Annotated in this window: 17 protein-coding genes; 1 reads left to right on the top strand and 16 read right to left on the bottom strand. The window is 69.7% G+C overall.

Annotation, left to right across the window (positions count from 1 at the left end):
- Positions 1-95 precede the first annotated feature (95 nt).
- From C8K30_RS28555 to C8K30_RS28540, 4 genes are all read right to left on the bottom strand, one after another.
- Positions 96-1,076, bottom strand: a complete 981-nt coding sequence (locus C8K30_RS28555) for an aldo/keto reductase (protein WP_108496289.1) — start codon at positions 1,074-1,076, stop codon at positions 96-98.
- A gap of 35 nt (positions 1,077-1,111) precedes the next feature.
- On the bottom strand, positions 1,112-1,489 hold the full coding sequence (locus C8K30_RS28550) for a DUF2255 family protein (RefSeq protein ID WP_108496288.1): 378 nt from the start codon (positions 1,487-1,489) through the stop codon (positions 1,112-1,114).
- Positions 1,490-1,547: 58 nt separating this feature from the next.
- Positions 1,548-2,123: a flavodoxin gene (locus tag C8K30_RS28545; protein WP_108496287.1), complete on the bottom strand. Its 576-nt coding sequence runs from the start codon at positions 2,121-2,123 to the stop codon at positions 1,548-1,550.
- Positions 2,124-2,242: 119 nt separating this feature from the next.
- The gene (locus C8K30_RS28540) at positions 2,243-3,124 is read right to left on the bottom strand and encodes an aldo/keto reductase (protein WP_108496286.1); all 882 of its coding nucleotides are present in this window, start codon (positions 3,122-3,124) and stop codon (positions 2,243-2,245) included.
- A 136-nt stretch (positions 3,125-3,260) separates the two neighbouring features.
- Between C8K30_RS28540 and C8K30_RS28535 the strand changes: the two genes are divergently transcribed.
- Positions 3,261-4,136, top strand: a complete 876-nt coding sequence (locus C8K30_RS28535; protein ID WP_199230747.1) for a helix-turn-helix transcriptional regulator — start codon at positions 3,261-3,263, stop codon at positions 4,134-4,136.
- Between the two features lie 108 nt (positions 4,137-4,244).
- Here the strand turns inward: C8K30_RS28535 and C8K30_RS28530 are convergent, their stop codons facing one another.
- From C8K30_RS28530 to C8K30_RS28475, 12 genes are all read right to left on the bottom strand, one after another.
- Positions 4,245-5,774: an ATP-binding protein gene (locus C8K30_RS28530; protein WP_108496285.1), complete on the bottom strand. Its 1,530-nt coding sequence runs from the start codon at positions 5,772-5,774 to the stop codon at positions 4,245-4,247.
- Positions 5,771-6,274 carry a hypothetical protein gene (locus C8K30_RS28525; protein ID WP_108496284.1) on the bottom strand — a complete coding sequence of 168 codons (504 nt, stop codon included), beginning with the start codon at positions 6,272-6,274 and terminating at the stop codon, positions 5,771-5,773. The genes C8K30_RS28530 and C8K30_RS28525 overlap by 4 nt, the downstream gene beginning before the upstream one ends.
- Complete coding sequence (locus C8K30_RS28520; RefSeq protein WP_108496283.1) at positions 6,271-6,744, bottom strand: hypothetical protein; 474 nt, start codon at positions 6,742-6,744, stop codon at positions 6,271-6,273. Before C8K30_RS28520 ends, C8K30_RS28525 begins: the two co-directional genes overlap by 4 nt.
- Positions 6,745-6,801: 57 nt before the next feature.
- A complete protein-coding gene (locus tag C8K30_RS28515) occupies positions 6,802-7,740 on the bottom strand; it encodes a hypothetical protein (protein ID WP_146197628.1) in 939 nt (312 codons plus the stop codon).
- A 110-nt stretch (positions 7,741-7,850) separates the two neighbouring features.
- A complete protein-coding gene (locus C8K30_RS28510) occupies positions 7,851-8,165 on the bottom strand; it encodes a helix-turn-helix domain-containing protein (RefSeq protein ID WP_199230746.1) in 315 nt (104 codons plus the stop codon).
- Positions 8,166-8,290: 125 nt separating this feature from the next.
- Positions 8,291-8,803, bottom strand: a complete 513-nt coding sequence (locus C8K30_RS28505; protein ID WP_108496281.1) for a hypothetical protein — start codon at positions 8,801-8,803, stop codon at positions 8,291-8,293.
- Between the two features lie 60 nt (positions 8,804-8,863).
- Positions 8,864-9,295, bottom strand: a complete 432-nt coding sequence (locus C8K30_RS28500) for a hypothetical protein (RefSeq protein WP_146197627.1) — start codon at positions 9,293-9,295, stop codon at positions 8,864-8,866.
- Between the two features lie 99 nt (positions 9,296-9,394).
- On the bottom strand, positions 9,395-10,843 hold the full coding sequence (locus tag C8K30_RS28495; protein ID WP_108496279.1) for an SCO6880 family protein: 1,449 nt from the start codon (positions 10,841-10,843) through the stop codon (positions 9,395-9,397).
- On the bottom strand, positions 10,840-12,303 hold the full coding sequence (locus C8K30_RS28490) for a conjugal transfer protein TrbL (protein WP_108496278.1): 1,464 nt from the start codon (positions 12,301-12,303) through the stop codon (positions 10,840-10,842). The genes C8K30_RS28495 and C8K30_RS28490 overlap by 4 nt, the downstream gene beginning before the upstream one ends.
- Positions 12,303-12,608 carry a DUF6112 family protein gene (locus tag C8K30_RS28485; protein ID WP_108496356.1) on the bottom strand — a complete coding sequence of 102 codons (306 nt, stop codon included), beginning with the start codon at positions 12,606-12,608 and terminating at the stop codon, positions 12,303-12,305. Before C8K30_RS28485 ends, C8K30_RS28490 begins: the two co-directional genes overlap by 1 nt.
- A 147-nt stretch (positions 12,609-12,755) precedes the next feature.
- The gene (locus tag C8K30_RS28480; protein WP_108496355.1) at positions 12,756-13,064 is read right to left on the bottom strand and encodes a DUF6112 family protein; all 309 of its coding nucleotides are present in this window, start codon (positions 13,062-13,064) and stop codon (positions 12,756-12,758) included.
- Positions 13,061-14,245: a M23 family metallopeptidase gene (locus tag C8K30_RS28475; protein WP_108496277.1), complete on the bottom strand. Its 1,185-nt coding sequence runs from the start codon at positions 14,243-14,245 to the stop codon at positions 13,061-13,063. The genes C8K30_RS28480 and C8K30_RS28475 overlap by 4 nt, the downstream gene beginning before the upstream one ends.
- Positions 14,246-14,251: the final 6 nt, after the last annotated feature.

The raw sequence follows: 14,251 nt of genomic DNA, 5'->3' as shown, positions 1-14,251 counted from the left end.
TCAGGCCTCACGGCAGCCTGCCTGAGGGGCCATGGACTAGAAAGTGTGTCGCGGCCTTCGGGTTCGGCCGTTCGGCAGGTGGTAGTTCAGCGGGCTCAGAAGAACGTCGGATCGCGGGGGGTGTACGGAGCCTCGAGCGCAGTCACCTCCTCGTCGCTCAGTGTGAGCTCGAGCGCTGCCACGGCGTCCGTGATGTGCTTCGCCTTCGTCGCTCCGATGATCGGGGAGTCGACCACGGGGTTCTTCAGGACCCACGCCAGTCCCACCGTCGCCATCGAGACACCGCGATCGGCGGCGATGCGCTCGACCGCGTCGACGATGGCCTTGTCGGAGTCGAGGAACATGGGCCGGCCGAACTGGTCCGTGCCGGGCGTCGAAGCGCCTCTCGTGGTGCTCTTGTCGCCCCACGGACGCGCGACGATGCCACCGTTGAGCGGGCTCCAGATCATGTTGCCGACACCCTGGTCGGTGAGCAGCCCCTGCATCTCGCGCTCTTCCTCGCGCTGGAGCAGGTTGTACTGGTCCTGCATCGAGATGAACTTCGTCCACCCGTTGCGCTCGGCGGCATGCTGCATCTTGGCGAACTGCCATGCCCACATCGATGAGGCGCCGATGTAGCGGACCTTGCCGGCCCTGATCACGTCGTGGAAGGCCTCCATGGTTTCTTCGACGGGAACTTCAGGGTCGAAACGGTGGATCTGCATGAGATCTATGTAGTCGGTGCCCAGCCGAGCGAGGGATCCGTCGACCTGCTCGAGGATCGCCTTACGGCTCAAACCCCCGCCGCCGGCGTTCTGGCTCATCGGCCAGTAGATCTTCGTCGCCAGGACGATCTCCTCACGGCTCGCGTATTCGCGGATGGCACGGCCGGTGATCTCCTCCGAGGTGCCGCCGCCATAGACGTTCGCGGTGTCCCAGAACGTGATGCCTAGTTCCACGGCCTGGCGAAACAGGGGGCCGGCCTTCTCGTCGCCGAGCGACCATGGCTGGAAGTCGTTGGGGGTGCCGAAGCTCATGCACCCCAGGGTCAGGCGGCTGACCTTGAGCCCGGACGTGCCCAGTCGGGTGTATTCCATGATGTGTGTCCTGTCAGTGGATCGGGTTGAGTGCGTCAGTCGTGCGGGAGCACGACAAGGGTGGAGCGCAGAACGTCGGCGCCGGTGATGGCTCCGACAGGGCCGGGGCCGAAGTGGTCGTACTTTGCGTGCAGGGCGGCATCCAGCTGCTCGCGAATCTCTGGCGGTGCGAGCTGGAAGGTGACCGTTCTGGTGACACCGCCCGCCTCGACGCGTCCCTGCCTGGCGTCCAGTGCTCGACGGAACCAGCCGTTCTCCGGGCCTCGCGCCGACCGGATGTAGAGCGCGTCGCCGACGACGGTGTGCCAGATGGTGACGGGCGCTCGAAGAGTCCCGTCAGGGCGTTGCGAGGCGATGCGCAGCTCCGTGGCGCTGTCTATTCGTCGCAGCTCCTCATCGGTCCAGGTGGACATGGTGTTTCCTTCTCTCACAGGGGTCTCACGGGGGTGGGGTTCTCTCGGTTTGATCGACTCAGAGCCCGATGCGACGGAGCCACGCTTCGACGTCGGGCCTGGCCTGTTGGGCTGTCTCGCCGAGGACGGCGAGACTCTCGCCGAACACGGTGTCGGGGCACAGCCGCGCGTAGTCGGACTCGACGCGCCCGATGCCGCTGACGGCGTAGGTGACGAACGGATGCAGGGTCTTGCCCTCCAGATCGACCGCCTCGACGAACGTACGCATGATCATCGGTGTCTGGACGTTCCAGACCGGGCAACCCAGCAGGACCACGTCGTACCGTGCTACGTCCGGGAGCGGGTGGGCGATCGCGGGTCGAGCGTCGTCGTTCTCTTCCTGCACGTTGCGGGCGACGGTCTTCTCGTAGTCCGCCGGGTAGGGATCGGCGGCTTCGATCTGGTACACGTCCACGCTGGTGGTCGCGGTGATCAGGTCGGCCACCCGCTGGGTGTTGCCGACCTCCAGAGTGATCCGGTCGCCGTAGTAGTAGTTCTCACCAGGGCGAGAGAAGTACGCCAGCAGCACCCGCCCTGGCGCCTGGTCCGTGGACCTTGGTGTCCCCGCCTGGTCTGGTTGGCCTGTTGGAGTCATCGAGTCCTCTGGTCTCGGTGCGCAAGAAGTCAGGGCGCCGCTCACCAGGCCGCAGCCCAACAAGGCGCTGGCTCGGAGTAGAGCGCGGCGGTCGAGCGAGATGCCTCGTGTCGTGGGGATCAGGCTTCGGGGATCGGGAACGCGTGGTCCTCAAGGGTGATGAAGCCGGGCTGGGGGCCGCCGCGGACACCGGTGTCGAGGGCGTCGATGGCAGCGAGCTGGTCGGCGGTGAGCTCGAAGTCGAAGACGTCGAAGTTCTCCGCGATCCGGGTGGCCTTGGTCGACTTCGGGATCGCCGAACGGCCCTCCTGGACGTGCCAGCGGAGCATCACCTGAGCCGGGGACTTGCCGTGCTCGCGGGCGATCTCCTGCAGGGTCTCGTTCTCGAGCACGCTCTTCTGTCCCGGCGTGTAGGTGGTGATCCCGCCGATCGGGGACCACGCCTGGGTCAGGATCCCGTGCTTCGCGTTCAGGGCCTGGACGTCCTTCTGCTGGAAGTAGGGGTGCAGCTCGATCTGGTTGACGGCCGGTACGACGGTCGTCGCGGCGAGCAGCTGCTCGAGGTTCTCAGGCGTGAAGTTGCTGACCCCGATCGCGCGGACCTTGCCGTCGGCAAGGAGCCGCTCCAGCGCGCGGTAGGCGTCGATCGTGAGGTTGAACGCGGAGGGCAGCGCCTGGTGCAGGAGGAGCAGGTCGATGCGGTCCACGCCGAGCTTCGCCGCGCTCTTCTCGAACCCGTGCAGGCTAGCGTCGGTGCCGTAGTCGCTGATCCACAGCTTCGTCTCGACGAAGACCTCATCGCGGGCAAGCCCGGAACTGCGGATGGCCTCACCGACCTGCGCCTCGTTGCCGTACGCGGCGGCGGTGTCGATGTGGCGGTAGCCGACGCGCAGCGCCTCTTCGACCGCCGCGGTGGTGTCCTCGGGCGACGCCTGGAAGACGCCGAGCCCGATGGCGGGAATTTCGATCCCGTTGTTCAGGGTGATGCGATTGGTTGTCATGCCGCCACGTTAAGCACGTATCAGTCCGGGATGAGAGTCACTGGCATTAGCCCCCAGGCGGCACATCTGCGGCATATCTGGGGGTGAATGCCAGTAGCTCCCACCACCTGCGGGGCCTCGGTTAGTGTCGTTGGTTATGAGCACCCCGAACGACGTGCAGCAGTTTCTCACTGCTCTGCGCGCACGCCTGACACCGGAGAAGGCCGGCCTCACCGTCTTCGGCGGGGAGCGCCGCGTTCCGGGCCTGCGCCGTGAAGAGGTTGCCCAGCTGGCCGGCGTGAGCACCGCGTACTACACCCGCATGGAACGCGGAGACCTGAGCGGAGTCTCGGAGAGCGTGCTTTTCGCTCTGGTGCGGGCTTTACAGCTCGACGAAGCGGAATCGGCGCATTTGTTCGACCTGTCCCGTGCGGCTACAGGGCCGCGGCGGGAGTTGCGGACCAAGCCGGAGCCCCGCCTTTCGCCGCTGGTGGCCCAGCTCCTGGACACCATGCGTGACGTGCCCGCACTCGCGATGAACCGCATCACCAACGTCGCCGGTTCGAACGCGCTCGGGCGCGCACTGTTCCCAGACCTGTTCCCGCCCCACGCTCCACCACTGAACAGCGCCCGCTACCTGTTCCTGGACGAACGCTCGCACAGCTTCTACCCGGACTGGGAGACGACCGCACGCGAAGCCGTCTCGGCGCTGCGCCTCCTGGCCGGTCAGGACCCCACCGACCGCGCGCTCATGGCCCTGGTCGGGGAGCTCGCCACCCGTAGTGCGGACTTCCGCACCTGGTGGGGCGGGCACGCTGTCCGCACCCACAACACCGGCAACAAGCGGATCAACCATCCCGTCGTCGGCGAGATGACCCTCGCCTACGAGACCCTCACCGTCCCGTCCAACAGCGGAATCGTCATCGCGACCTACCTCACGGAACCGAGCTCGCCCTCAGCGGACGCCCTGGACCTGCTCCGCAGCTGGACCGCTCCATCCCTTGGCGTCACCCGCGACACGACGCGTCAGTGACACCACATGTCCCCTCTATGGCGAGCCGGTCGACATCCAGAGCCCAGGCGGCCGCATCCTGTGCTTGTTGCTCGAACCCGCTGCACAATCGCACGCTCAGCCTGGCTACTACCGTGAGTTCGAGCCGTTGCCGCCCTCAGAATTCCTGAACTCCCGGGAGACCCCTCTGGCTCGGACGCCGGTCTCGAAGAGCCTGGCTTCGTCGTGGTGGAGCTGGGCCTGGACCAGGAACGACCTGTTACGGATGCGCCACAGGCCTTGGCCGAGGCCGAGGGTGGGCAGGAGTGTGGTCTCGGTGCCGGTCAGGCCGAGGGCGTGGGCGATGGTTCCGAGCTGGTCGGCTTCCTGCCGGTAGATGACCCGGGTCTCGGCGTTGGCCAGGAGCGCGGCGGCCAGGGAGCGTTGCGCGGAGCCGGCGTCGCCGACGTTGTCCAGGTCGGTCATGCGATGGAAGATGAGCATGTTCGCGATGCCGTAGTGCCTGGCCAGCCGCCAATGCGCGTCCATCCGGCGCAGCAGCGCCGGGTGGGCCATGAGCCGCCATGCTTCGTCGTAGATGACCCAGCGCTGCCCGCCGTCGGGGTCGGCCAGCGCGGCTTCCAGCCATGCGGAGGCGCAGGTCATCAGGACGCTCAAGGCGCTGTTGTTCTCCGCTACTCGGGACAGGTCCAGGGACAGCATCGGCAGTGACGGATCGAAGCGGACGGTGGACGGCCCGTCGAACAGGCCCGCGAGATCACCGCGCACCAGGCGCCGTAGCGCGTGCGCGACGTGGCGTCCGTCCTCGGTCAGTCGCCCGTCGAAGTCGTCGCCCCGGTCGGGGGCCAGGAGGTGGTCGACGACGCGGGGAAGGACTGGGACGTCGCTGGTGCGGACGGTGGTGTCCAGGGCGACGTCGAGCGCGGTGTGCTCCACGGGGTGCAGTGGCCGGTCGAGCATGGTCTCGGTCAGCGCGGCGACCAGGGTGCGCCGTCGTGCGGTGACCTCGGCGTGCCAGGTGGCGTCGTCGGTCCCGGCGGAGCGGTGGCCTTCGTCGAGCGGGTTGAGCCGGGCCGGCATGCCCGGCCCGAGGGCGATGGCCTTGCCGCCTACTGCTTCGGCGATCGGGGTGTGCTCGCCCTTGGGGTCGCATGCGATGTAGACGCGCCTGCCGAAGGCCATGGAGCGGGTATAGAGGGCCTTGGCCAGGGCGCTCTTTCCTGCCCCGACGATCCCGGCGACGACCATGTTGGGTGCGGTGACCAGTCCCCGCTGGTACAGCACCCACGGGTCGTACACGAAGCTGCTGCCCGAGTGCAGGTCCCGGCCGACGAACACGCCGTCGGCCCCGAGCCCTCCTTCGGCGAGGAACGGGTAGGCCGCTCCCCAGACCGCGGAGGTGTCCTGATGCTTCGGGACTCGGAACCGGATCGGCGTGCGCAGTGCCGCCGGGCCGGGCTCGCCCGAGCGGGGCAGGTACCGCACGGAGCGCGCCTGCGTGCGTTCGGTGGCCGTCCGCTGGCGGGCAGCGTCCATGCGGTCGTGTCGCGCCCGGGCCAGGACCGCGGCCGCGGCGCGGCGCCGAGTCCGGCGTACTGTCCAGGGTTCGCGCCCGGGGGTCAGGGTGGTGGCATGCACCCGGTCGCGGTCCGGGCTCATAGCGACGGACTGTCGTCCGGTCGGTCCACGGTCCCAGGATGAGCCGGTCCGGGGTCCGGGGTCCGGTCTCGGTTCGTGGGCGACGGCGTGGTCTGAGGCGAGCTGGAGGACAGGTCGGCCATCAGGGACGTGTCGTCCTGTGCCTGAGCCAGTGCGCTCGAGGCCTGGTAGAGCAGCTCGACGGCTTCGACGAACTTTCTGGTCGCGCTGGCCCCTGTCACCCGGGCTTGGGTGCGCAGATCGTTCTGGTCGGCCTCGATCCCGCCCGAGTCGAGGCTGTACCGCTGGCTGAACAGCTTCAGATCTTGGGCGACGTCGCCCAGCAGCAACGCAAGGGTCTGCACCTCCCGGGTGACTGTCGGGAGGCTGGCGGGCTCCAGCGGACCAGTGGTCGCGATATGCAGATCCAGGACGGCGGCCACTGCCTTACGGGCGACATCCTCGGGCGTGCCCTCGTCCTGCGAAGACGGCGACGGGGTGGGACGGACGTTGGAGGTCATCGCGGCTGCCCTCCAGCCTCGCCGGCGGGCCGGGAACCGTCGCCGACCTGCCGTGTCCGACCGCCGGGTCGCTCGACCGTCAGCGCGGTGCTGGCACCCGTGGCGGTCAGGGTGGTGGAGGTGGGGTCGTACCACGCGATGGCGCCGGAGTGGCTCAGGGCCAGGTCCAGGCTGACGTGCGCGAGACCGACCAGCTGGACGACCTTGCGCAGGTGCCCGGCCGCGGTCAGGGCCTGGACATGCCCGGCGGCGGCCTGGCCGTGGTGGTCGTGCGCGAGGTGGGCGTTGTCGCTGTGCGCGGCTGCGACCTGGGTCGTGACCTGCTCCAGGCGACGGACCATAGCCGCCAGGTCGTTCAGCACCCAGTAGGTGTCGGAGAGGTCAGCGAAGGTGCGGGTCGAGTGGCTCAGGCGACGCAGCGCTTCGGCGGCGTCCTCTGCGTCGTGCTGCGGGCTGGTCGTGGTCGACATGACGGGCTCCTGGGCGTCGGCGAACCGGGACGCACAGGAGGTGTGCAACAGGGCCCGTCACAGGGACACGCCGTCGTCGAACGATGCAGTCGCCCGGGCTGATGGTGCAGAGCGCTGGGGCATGGACCGGTCCGCCTCAGCGGTCGACGTGGGTGCGGTGGGGGTGCCTTGGCTTGTCGGGATGCCGGTGTACCGCTCGGGCCACGACGCCGGGCGCTCCAGGCTGGCGGGCAGCTCGCGTAGCAGGTGCACACTTCCCAGGCCGGGGTGGTACGTCAGGACGTACGGACCGCTCTCGACCACCCGGGTGCCCGGATACACCGGAACCTCGGAGTAGACCTCGGTGTTGAACAACGCCGCGTCCAGGGTATCGGACCCGAAGTCCCGCTGGGTCAGGTGCTTGATGACGGCGTCGGTGCCTTTCTGCTCCAGCAGATCCACGACCGCGTGTCCCTCCTCATCCTGGAGAAACACCACGGAGTAGTAGCGGCCGGGCGGCCACGCGGGTTCATCTCCGGCGGTGTGCTCCTGCGCGGTGGGCACGGTGGGCGCGGCGGCGGTCCTGTCCGTGGCGGGCGTCGTCGTCCCGGGTTCCTCGGGGGCTGAAGGGTTCTCGAGTTCGATCGCGAGCATCGTCAGCTCGTCAGAGTTCAGGTACGCGGCCTCGGGCACCCAGCCGGGGAACAGGCCCAGGTTCTCCGAGCCGCCCGGGTGGTCCATGTCGTACCGGTACGCCTCGCCCGCCGCCGACAGGAGGCTGACCAGGGTCCCCATCGACCTGGTGGTGTCGACGTCGTCGCCGACACCGGAGTGAATGTCCCGCCCGTCAACCGGCGGGATCCCGGGGCCGGCGGTGCTGGCGATCCGGTAGGCGTACCGGTGGCGGTACCCGCCGAGCGCGTCAGGTTCGGCGCCGTCGTGCCACAGGGCCAGACTCAGCGAACCCGCCTGCCGTGCGACCATCGCTCGCGTGCTGGGGGAGGTGTTGTTGTCCATGCCTGGTAGGTGTGACCCCCAGCGCCGTCGGCCGTGCGCTGTGCTTGTAGCTTGCGCACATGTCGGCCCTGCGGGGCGACTGCTCCGCAGGGCCGGCACAGGACCCCTTGCTATCCGGCTGCTGTGGCGCCGCGAGACTCTGCGTTCTTCTTCCAGCGCCAGGCTTCGAGCATCGCCTCGCCCAGAGCCTGGGTCAGGTCCTGTACCCGTGCCTGCAGGTGCTCCTCGTGGGCGGAGGCATGGGCGGCGCCGCCGGGCAGGAGCGCGGCGTTCCCGGCTTTGAGGAAGTCGGCCTTCCACCGGTAGATGGAGTTGTCGGCGATGTGCTCCTGGCGCGCTGCCGCTGCGATGCTCAGCTCGCCGGACAGCACGGCCAGCACGATCCTCTGCTTGGTCTCTGCGGGGATCACCGGTGGTCTGCTCATGGTCGTGCTCCTCACGGGGTCAGGCTCAATCGGATTCGTGTGGGGGCGGTTTCGGTCGTGGATGCCGCGTTGTCGCACTTGCCGCCGGCACCGGTCCGTGGCGCAGGCCGCCGCGGCACCAGTGGTCACAGCGCGTGCGTGTGCGCGGGCTCCGATGGGTGTGGGTGACCTGTGTGGTGCGGGTCCGGGCGGTGTGACCGGCCCGGACCGTTGCCCGCAGGGACGGAGGCAGCGTCGGTCGCTGCCGCCGTGATGTCGGGGGGTGTCTGGTCGAGCAAGCGGGTGGTCGCGTTCTTCGCGCTGGCCAGGGGCTGGCAAGCGAGGTAGATACGCGCGCTGGCGTCGTTGAAGCTGTTGACCGCTCGCGGCTTGTCCGACCGATCACCGAACACGTCCGGGTCGCTGTCGGCCGGCGGTGCGGGCATCGGGTGCTCGAACGTCAACTGGGACAGACGAGTGGTGACCTCCGCGACCTCGCGGAGCACGTCCAGGAGCTCCTTGGTGATCTGCGGTGCTTGGTCCAGGTCGGTCAGCTGGTTGGTCTCGGCGACGAGGCGCCGCATCGTTGTCGCGACGGCCGCTGCGGTCTCGACGGGATCCGCATCAGGGATTGTGGGTGACATCTGGGTGGTCTTCATCGTCGCTCCATCTCGCGTGCAGGTGCGGTTCGGATCAGTGAGGTGTTGTCCAGCGCTCGGTCAGGTCTCGGGGTCGTCCAAGTCGAACGTCAGATCGGTCGGTCCGCTGAGCAGCTCTTCGTGCATCTCCATGTGCGCCAGGAGGTCGTCGACGTGCGCGGCGGTCGTCTGCTGGAGCCATTCGGGGAGAAGGCCCATAGAGTTGTCGTCCGGGTCTGGTGTGTAGTCCTGGACGGTCCTGCCGATCGCGTACAGGTGCCCGATCAGGTAGCAGATGGCGGCGTCGGCATCGACGACACCCCGGTTGTGCAGGTCCCTCGCCTTGTATCGCTGGCTGGTGGACTGCTGGTTCATCACGAGGTACTCGTACCGGTGACGGGTGCTGCCGTCCGGGTCCTGGTCGTCGCCGACGTGCTGCACGGACAGGTAGAACGGGCCGGCCTGGCAGATGACCGACCCGGTAGTGATCTGTGGTGTGCGGGATGCGTTCATGCCCAGCAGGTGCACGACCCCGCCCGTGCTCGTCGTCGATGCTGCTCACCGAGCCCGTCGAGCACACGCTGTGACCACCTGCCGCGGCCCGGGACCCGTTCAGGTGGGCAGGACAGAGCGGGCGAACGCCTGGGCCTGCTGCCCCCAGAGCCGGCGGGTCTCCACGGACGCTTGGATCGCGGCCTGCTCGACGGCGGCGACGTCGTGCGCGAGCCGTGCGAGGTCGGGGGCGCTGATGGTGATCAGTCCCGTGGCGGTCAGGAGGCTGTGCCCGGCGGCGAGGTCGGCCTCTTGCTGCAGGACGTCGGACAGCTCGGCCCGGTCGGTCGCGTCCGTGGTCTGCCCCATGCGTGCCCGTTGGGCGGCGTCGGACAGGTGCCCGGTCCGACGGCGGCGCAGCTCACGCACGGCGACATCGGCACGCACCGGCCGGTACGTCAATGACACGGTGCGCTGCACCCCCGAGGACAGCAGCAGCGGTGCCAGGAACCCGGGGTAGGTCTGGGACTGGGGCCACTGGGAAATCCACAGCACGCAGTGGTAGCCAGCGTCGGCGCGCAGATTGCCCCAGGTCTCGGTGACCGCGATCGGCCCCGCTGCGGCCAGCTCCCGCCCGAGCGTCGGGTGGCGCTCCAAGGCAGGCCCGATTGCGGGGTCGTACGCGGTGCGCAGGTGCACCGCGAGCCGCCCTGCGTCGTACGGGTCGCCCGGGGTGAGGTCGGCGGCGCGCAGCGCGATCGTCAGGGTCTCGACCTCCTGCCGCAGCACAGCTGCCGCCCCGCGCAGCCCGCCACCGGCCGCCCGGGCGGACCGGGCTGCGGCGCTCATGTCCAGGGACAGGGCGATGGTGGTGGCGTGCTGCTCCCCGGCGGGCCCGGCCCGGTCAATCAGGTCCGCGTAAGTCCGGCTCGCGAAGGATCCGTCGTCGATCCCGTGCGCCTTCCACCAGTCCACGAGGGAGGCCCCGGAGCCGGGCAGGGTCCGTTCGGTGACCTGCAGGGCAGCGATGTGCCCCGACCGGGACACCGTCGCCAGCACCCGGCCCCACGCGGTGACCCGGCGTTGCTGCTCCCCGGGGTCGAGCAGCACGAACGCGGGGTGGGTCACGGGCAGGATGGCGGTGAGGGTGTTGGCGTGCGAGTCGTGCACGAGTACGGCACCGGTGACGGGGTCGGTGTACTGGCGTAGCGCTGCGGTGTCGCCGGGCAGGGCCAGGGTCCCGGCCGGGCGCGGGCGGGACCTCCGTCCGGTGAGGCGGGCGCGGTAGTGGAGCTGGCCGGTCGTGGTGCGCCAGGTCCACGAGGCGGCGATCGGGATCCAGTCGATCACGTGCCGCCCACCCAGCCGCACCACTGCGGCAGCCGTGGCCAGGACCAGGACTGGTATCGCGAGGAGGGTTCCGGAGCCCGAGTAGAGCGCGACGACCAGAGGCAGGGCGCCCAGGCCGATGGTGACCAGCTGGGTTGCGGTCAGGCCCAGGATCAGGGCCCGCTTGGACAGGCGGGAGAACTTCACCGAGCCGAGGCGCCCGGTGGCCGGGGCGCTCATGGCTGGTCCCCGTCGCGGAACAGGATCCCGGGCTGCTCCGGCGCCGCCGTCGACGGCGCGCCCGGGTCAGCGTCAGGCGAGCTCGCCTGACCCGCACCCGCACCCGCACCCGCACCCGCATGGGGCGGGGTGCCCGAGGCGCCCTGGGTTGTGCCGGGCTGGGTCGCGCCGTCGCCGGCCTTGGTGGCTTCGCCGCCGACGGCCTGGCCGGTGTGGTGACCGGCGTCGAAAGCGCCCTTGGCCAGAGCCACCCCAGCAAGGGCGGGCGCCGCCGCACCGGCCACCGCACCACCGCCCGCAGCACCGACCCCTGCCGTGCCGGATCCAGCCGTTGCCGCGCCGGTTCCAGTGCCGGTTCCGGTGCCGCTCACGGCACCGGCCTTGGCGGGGGCGTCACCGACGCTCGTGCCACCCGGGGTGGTCACCGTGCTGGCAGCGCTTGGTCCCTCACCCCCCGAGCCCGGCCCATCACCGGAGCCGGTGCTGTCCTCGGAGTCCACCACCTTGGGCACGGGCGGGCGGGACCAACCGCCGGGCAGGTAGGGCATGGGCCGGTTCAAGGATTCCTTGGCGTCGGACTCGGTCGTCATCGTCGCCCAGAGGTCGAGCCCGACGAAGCCGATCAGCTTGTACGTCAGGTACGGCGCGAAGGCGCCGACCAGGAGGAGCACGATCCCGGTCAGCGGCTCGGCCACTGAAGCGATGTCGGCCTCGATCGGTGCGGACATCTGCTCGGTCGCGATCAGGAAGATCACGATCATGACGAGCTTCGACAACACCAGAGCGACGACGAAGGTGGCCCATTTGCTCACCCAGCCGCGGGTGGCGTCCCAGGTCGCTCCGGCCAGGGCCAGCGGGCCGAGGGCGATCGCGACCAGGATCAGCGCGGACCGCACCAGCAGGCTGATCCACACCGCGAACGCGGCACTGAATGCGATGCCGGCCAGGAACAGGCCGAGCAACGGGCCGACGCCGATCACGTTGGTGGAGATCGTGATGCCGGTGACCATGAGGACCAGGCGGTGCCCGACCTGCTCCATGGTGGTCCCGGCGGCTTGTACGAGCCCGAGGCAGAGCTGGTCGGTGATCTCTAGCAGCAGCGCGGTCAGCATGACTACGACGAAGCTGCCCAGGACGGACTTGCCCAGCCCGAGCACACCCCGGCCCAGGGCGCCGGGGTCGCGGCGGATCATGCCGGTGATGACCTGCAGCAGGAAGAAGAGCAGCATGACCAGGACCGCGATCCCGAACACCAGGGCGTAGACCCGGGTGTACGAGTCGCTGGTGATGTCGACCATGGTGGTGGTCACCATCAGGGCCCACATGCCCTCCAGCACCCACGCGGCCATGCCTCCGACCCAGTCCGCCAGGCCCTGGATCGGGGAGGAGGACGCACCGGCAGTCACGTCACCGGATCCGGCGCAGATCTGCGCCACGATCGGCAGGGAGCAGACGTCCATCAGATCTGCTGCCCGAGGTCCCAGCCGAAGTTGACCAGGGCGACAGCGGCCCCGCACACGACGCCGGCGGCGGCGGCGACCAGGATCCCGGTCTTGCCCCGACCGGCCAGGTGCGGGTTGGAGCTGTTGGCGCCGAAGGCCCAGACGATCGCGGCGATGATCAGGGCGACCACGGCCAGGATCAGGCCGATGTTCATGATCGCGCCGACGATCACCTTGAGCTGGTCGATCCCGGGCAGCCCCTCGGTATTCGGGGTGATGTCGATGTCCGGGTCGCGCCGGGTCGCGAGGCCGGCTGCGACCATGGTGGCGCGTTCGGCGGCGTGGGTGGCGGCCACGGTGGTGGTCTGGAGGATGGGCAGCATGGCGGTTCTCCCTCAGCGCGGTGATGCTTGCGCTGGGGAGGTGTGCCGCCCGGACCATCGCTGAGGGCGCGGGCGTGCTGCGAGGTTTTAGAAGGTGTAGCCGAGGTCGATGAGCCAGTTGAGCCAGGCCAGTGCCCCGCCGGCCAGCACGGCACCCGCGACGGCGAGCAGCACCCCGATGCGGGCCTTGCTGGTGACCTGCCAGCTGCCGACGGCGGTGGCCACGGCCCAGACGAACGCGCAGATGGCGAGCATCGCGATGGCGATGACCAGGGTGATGGTCAGGAAGGCCCCGGCGATCGGGTACAGGCCGCTACCGGTCACCGCACCGAAGTCGGGCCCGACCCCCGCGAACAGAACTGCGACGGCGGCGATGGCTGATGTGCTGGTGGTCATGGCGTTGCCCCCGTCAGGCACGCACCGCCGCTGGTGGCGGGCAGGACGGCGTCGCCGTCCACCGTGGTGGGGGAGTGCGCTGTCAGCCACGGCTCGGGGTCGATGGCAGCGGCGTGCGGGCCGCCGGGCCTGACTTCCAGGTGAAGGTGTGGCCCGGTCGAGCGTCCGGTCGATCCAACCTGCGCGATCTGGGCCCCGGCCGTGACGGTGTCGCCCTCGGCCACGGTGGTGGAGCCGTCGCGCAGGTGCAGGTACGCGGAGCCTGCACGCCGCGCCCCGTCCGGGCCCGCGATGGTGTGGTCCAGGACGATCATGTTGCCGCCGGTCGGGCTGGTCTCCACGGAGGCGACCACGCCGTCGGCCAGCGCAAGTACCGGGGTGCCGGCCGGTGCGGCGTAGTCCACCCCGGCATGCAGCCGGTAGCCCCGCTGGCCGAATCCCGAGGTGCGGGTCCAGGAGTCGGCAGGCAGCGGGAACACGACCCGCGACGAGAGCGCGGGCCCGCTCGCCGGTCCGTCGCTCTGGCCTGCTGTCGGAGAGGTGGTGAGCTTCTCGAGGATGGCCCGAGCGACGGGTTCGTACTGGGCGTACCGATCGGGGTATGCGGAGACCTCGACGGCCTGCGCCGCGGCGCCCTTGGGCAGCTGCTGCCAGTCGGGGATGTCGAGCAGGCCACGGGGCGACCCGTGGTTAGGCCCGGTTGGCCCACCGAAGAACGCGCTCGCTTGGTAGGCCGGGTCCATGAGCTGGGCGACGGTTCCCCACCCGGCCGCCGGGCGCATCTGGAACATCCCGAGGCTGTCGTGGTCCTGCCCGGTCCCGTCGTGCGGGTGGGTGGTCGAGTCGGGGTACGCGCCGGGGTTGGCCAGCATCCGCAAGTGCGACTCGGTCAACGCCGCCATCAGCGCGATCAAGATCCCGTCTCTTCCGACGCCCTGCGTGCGGGACCCGGTGGAGATGATGGTCGCGGCGTGGCGCAGCTGGGTCCGGTCCAGGGACACCGGGGTCCCGCCGGTGGTGGTCGCAGTCAGCTCCACCGGCACCGCCCCGACCGGCCCGACGGCCGTGTCGCCGGGCTCGCACCCGGCGGCGTAGGCGGGGGCCAGGAGGGCGTACGCGGTCAGAGCGGTGGCCGGGCCGAACAGCATCACCAGGGTGGCGGCGATCATCAGGATGCGCATCGGGGG

This window comes from Promicromonospora sp. AC04, from assembly GCF_003058225.1.
GTDB lineage: Bacteria > Actinomycetota > Actinomycetes > Actinomycetales > Cellulomonadaceae > Promicromonospora.
Note: the sequence above shows the minus strand (reverse complement) of the source record. Positions and strands in the feature narration are given on the sequence as shown.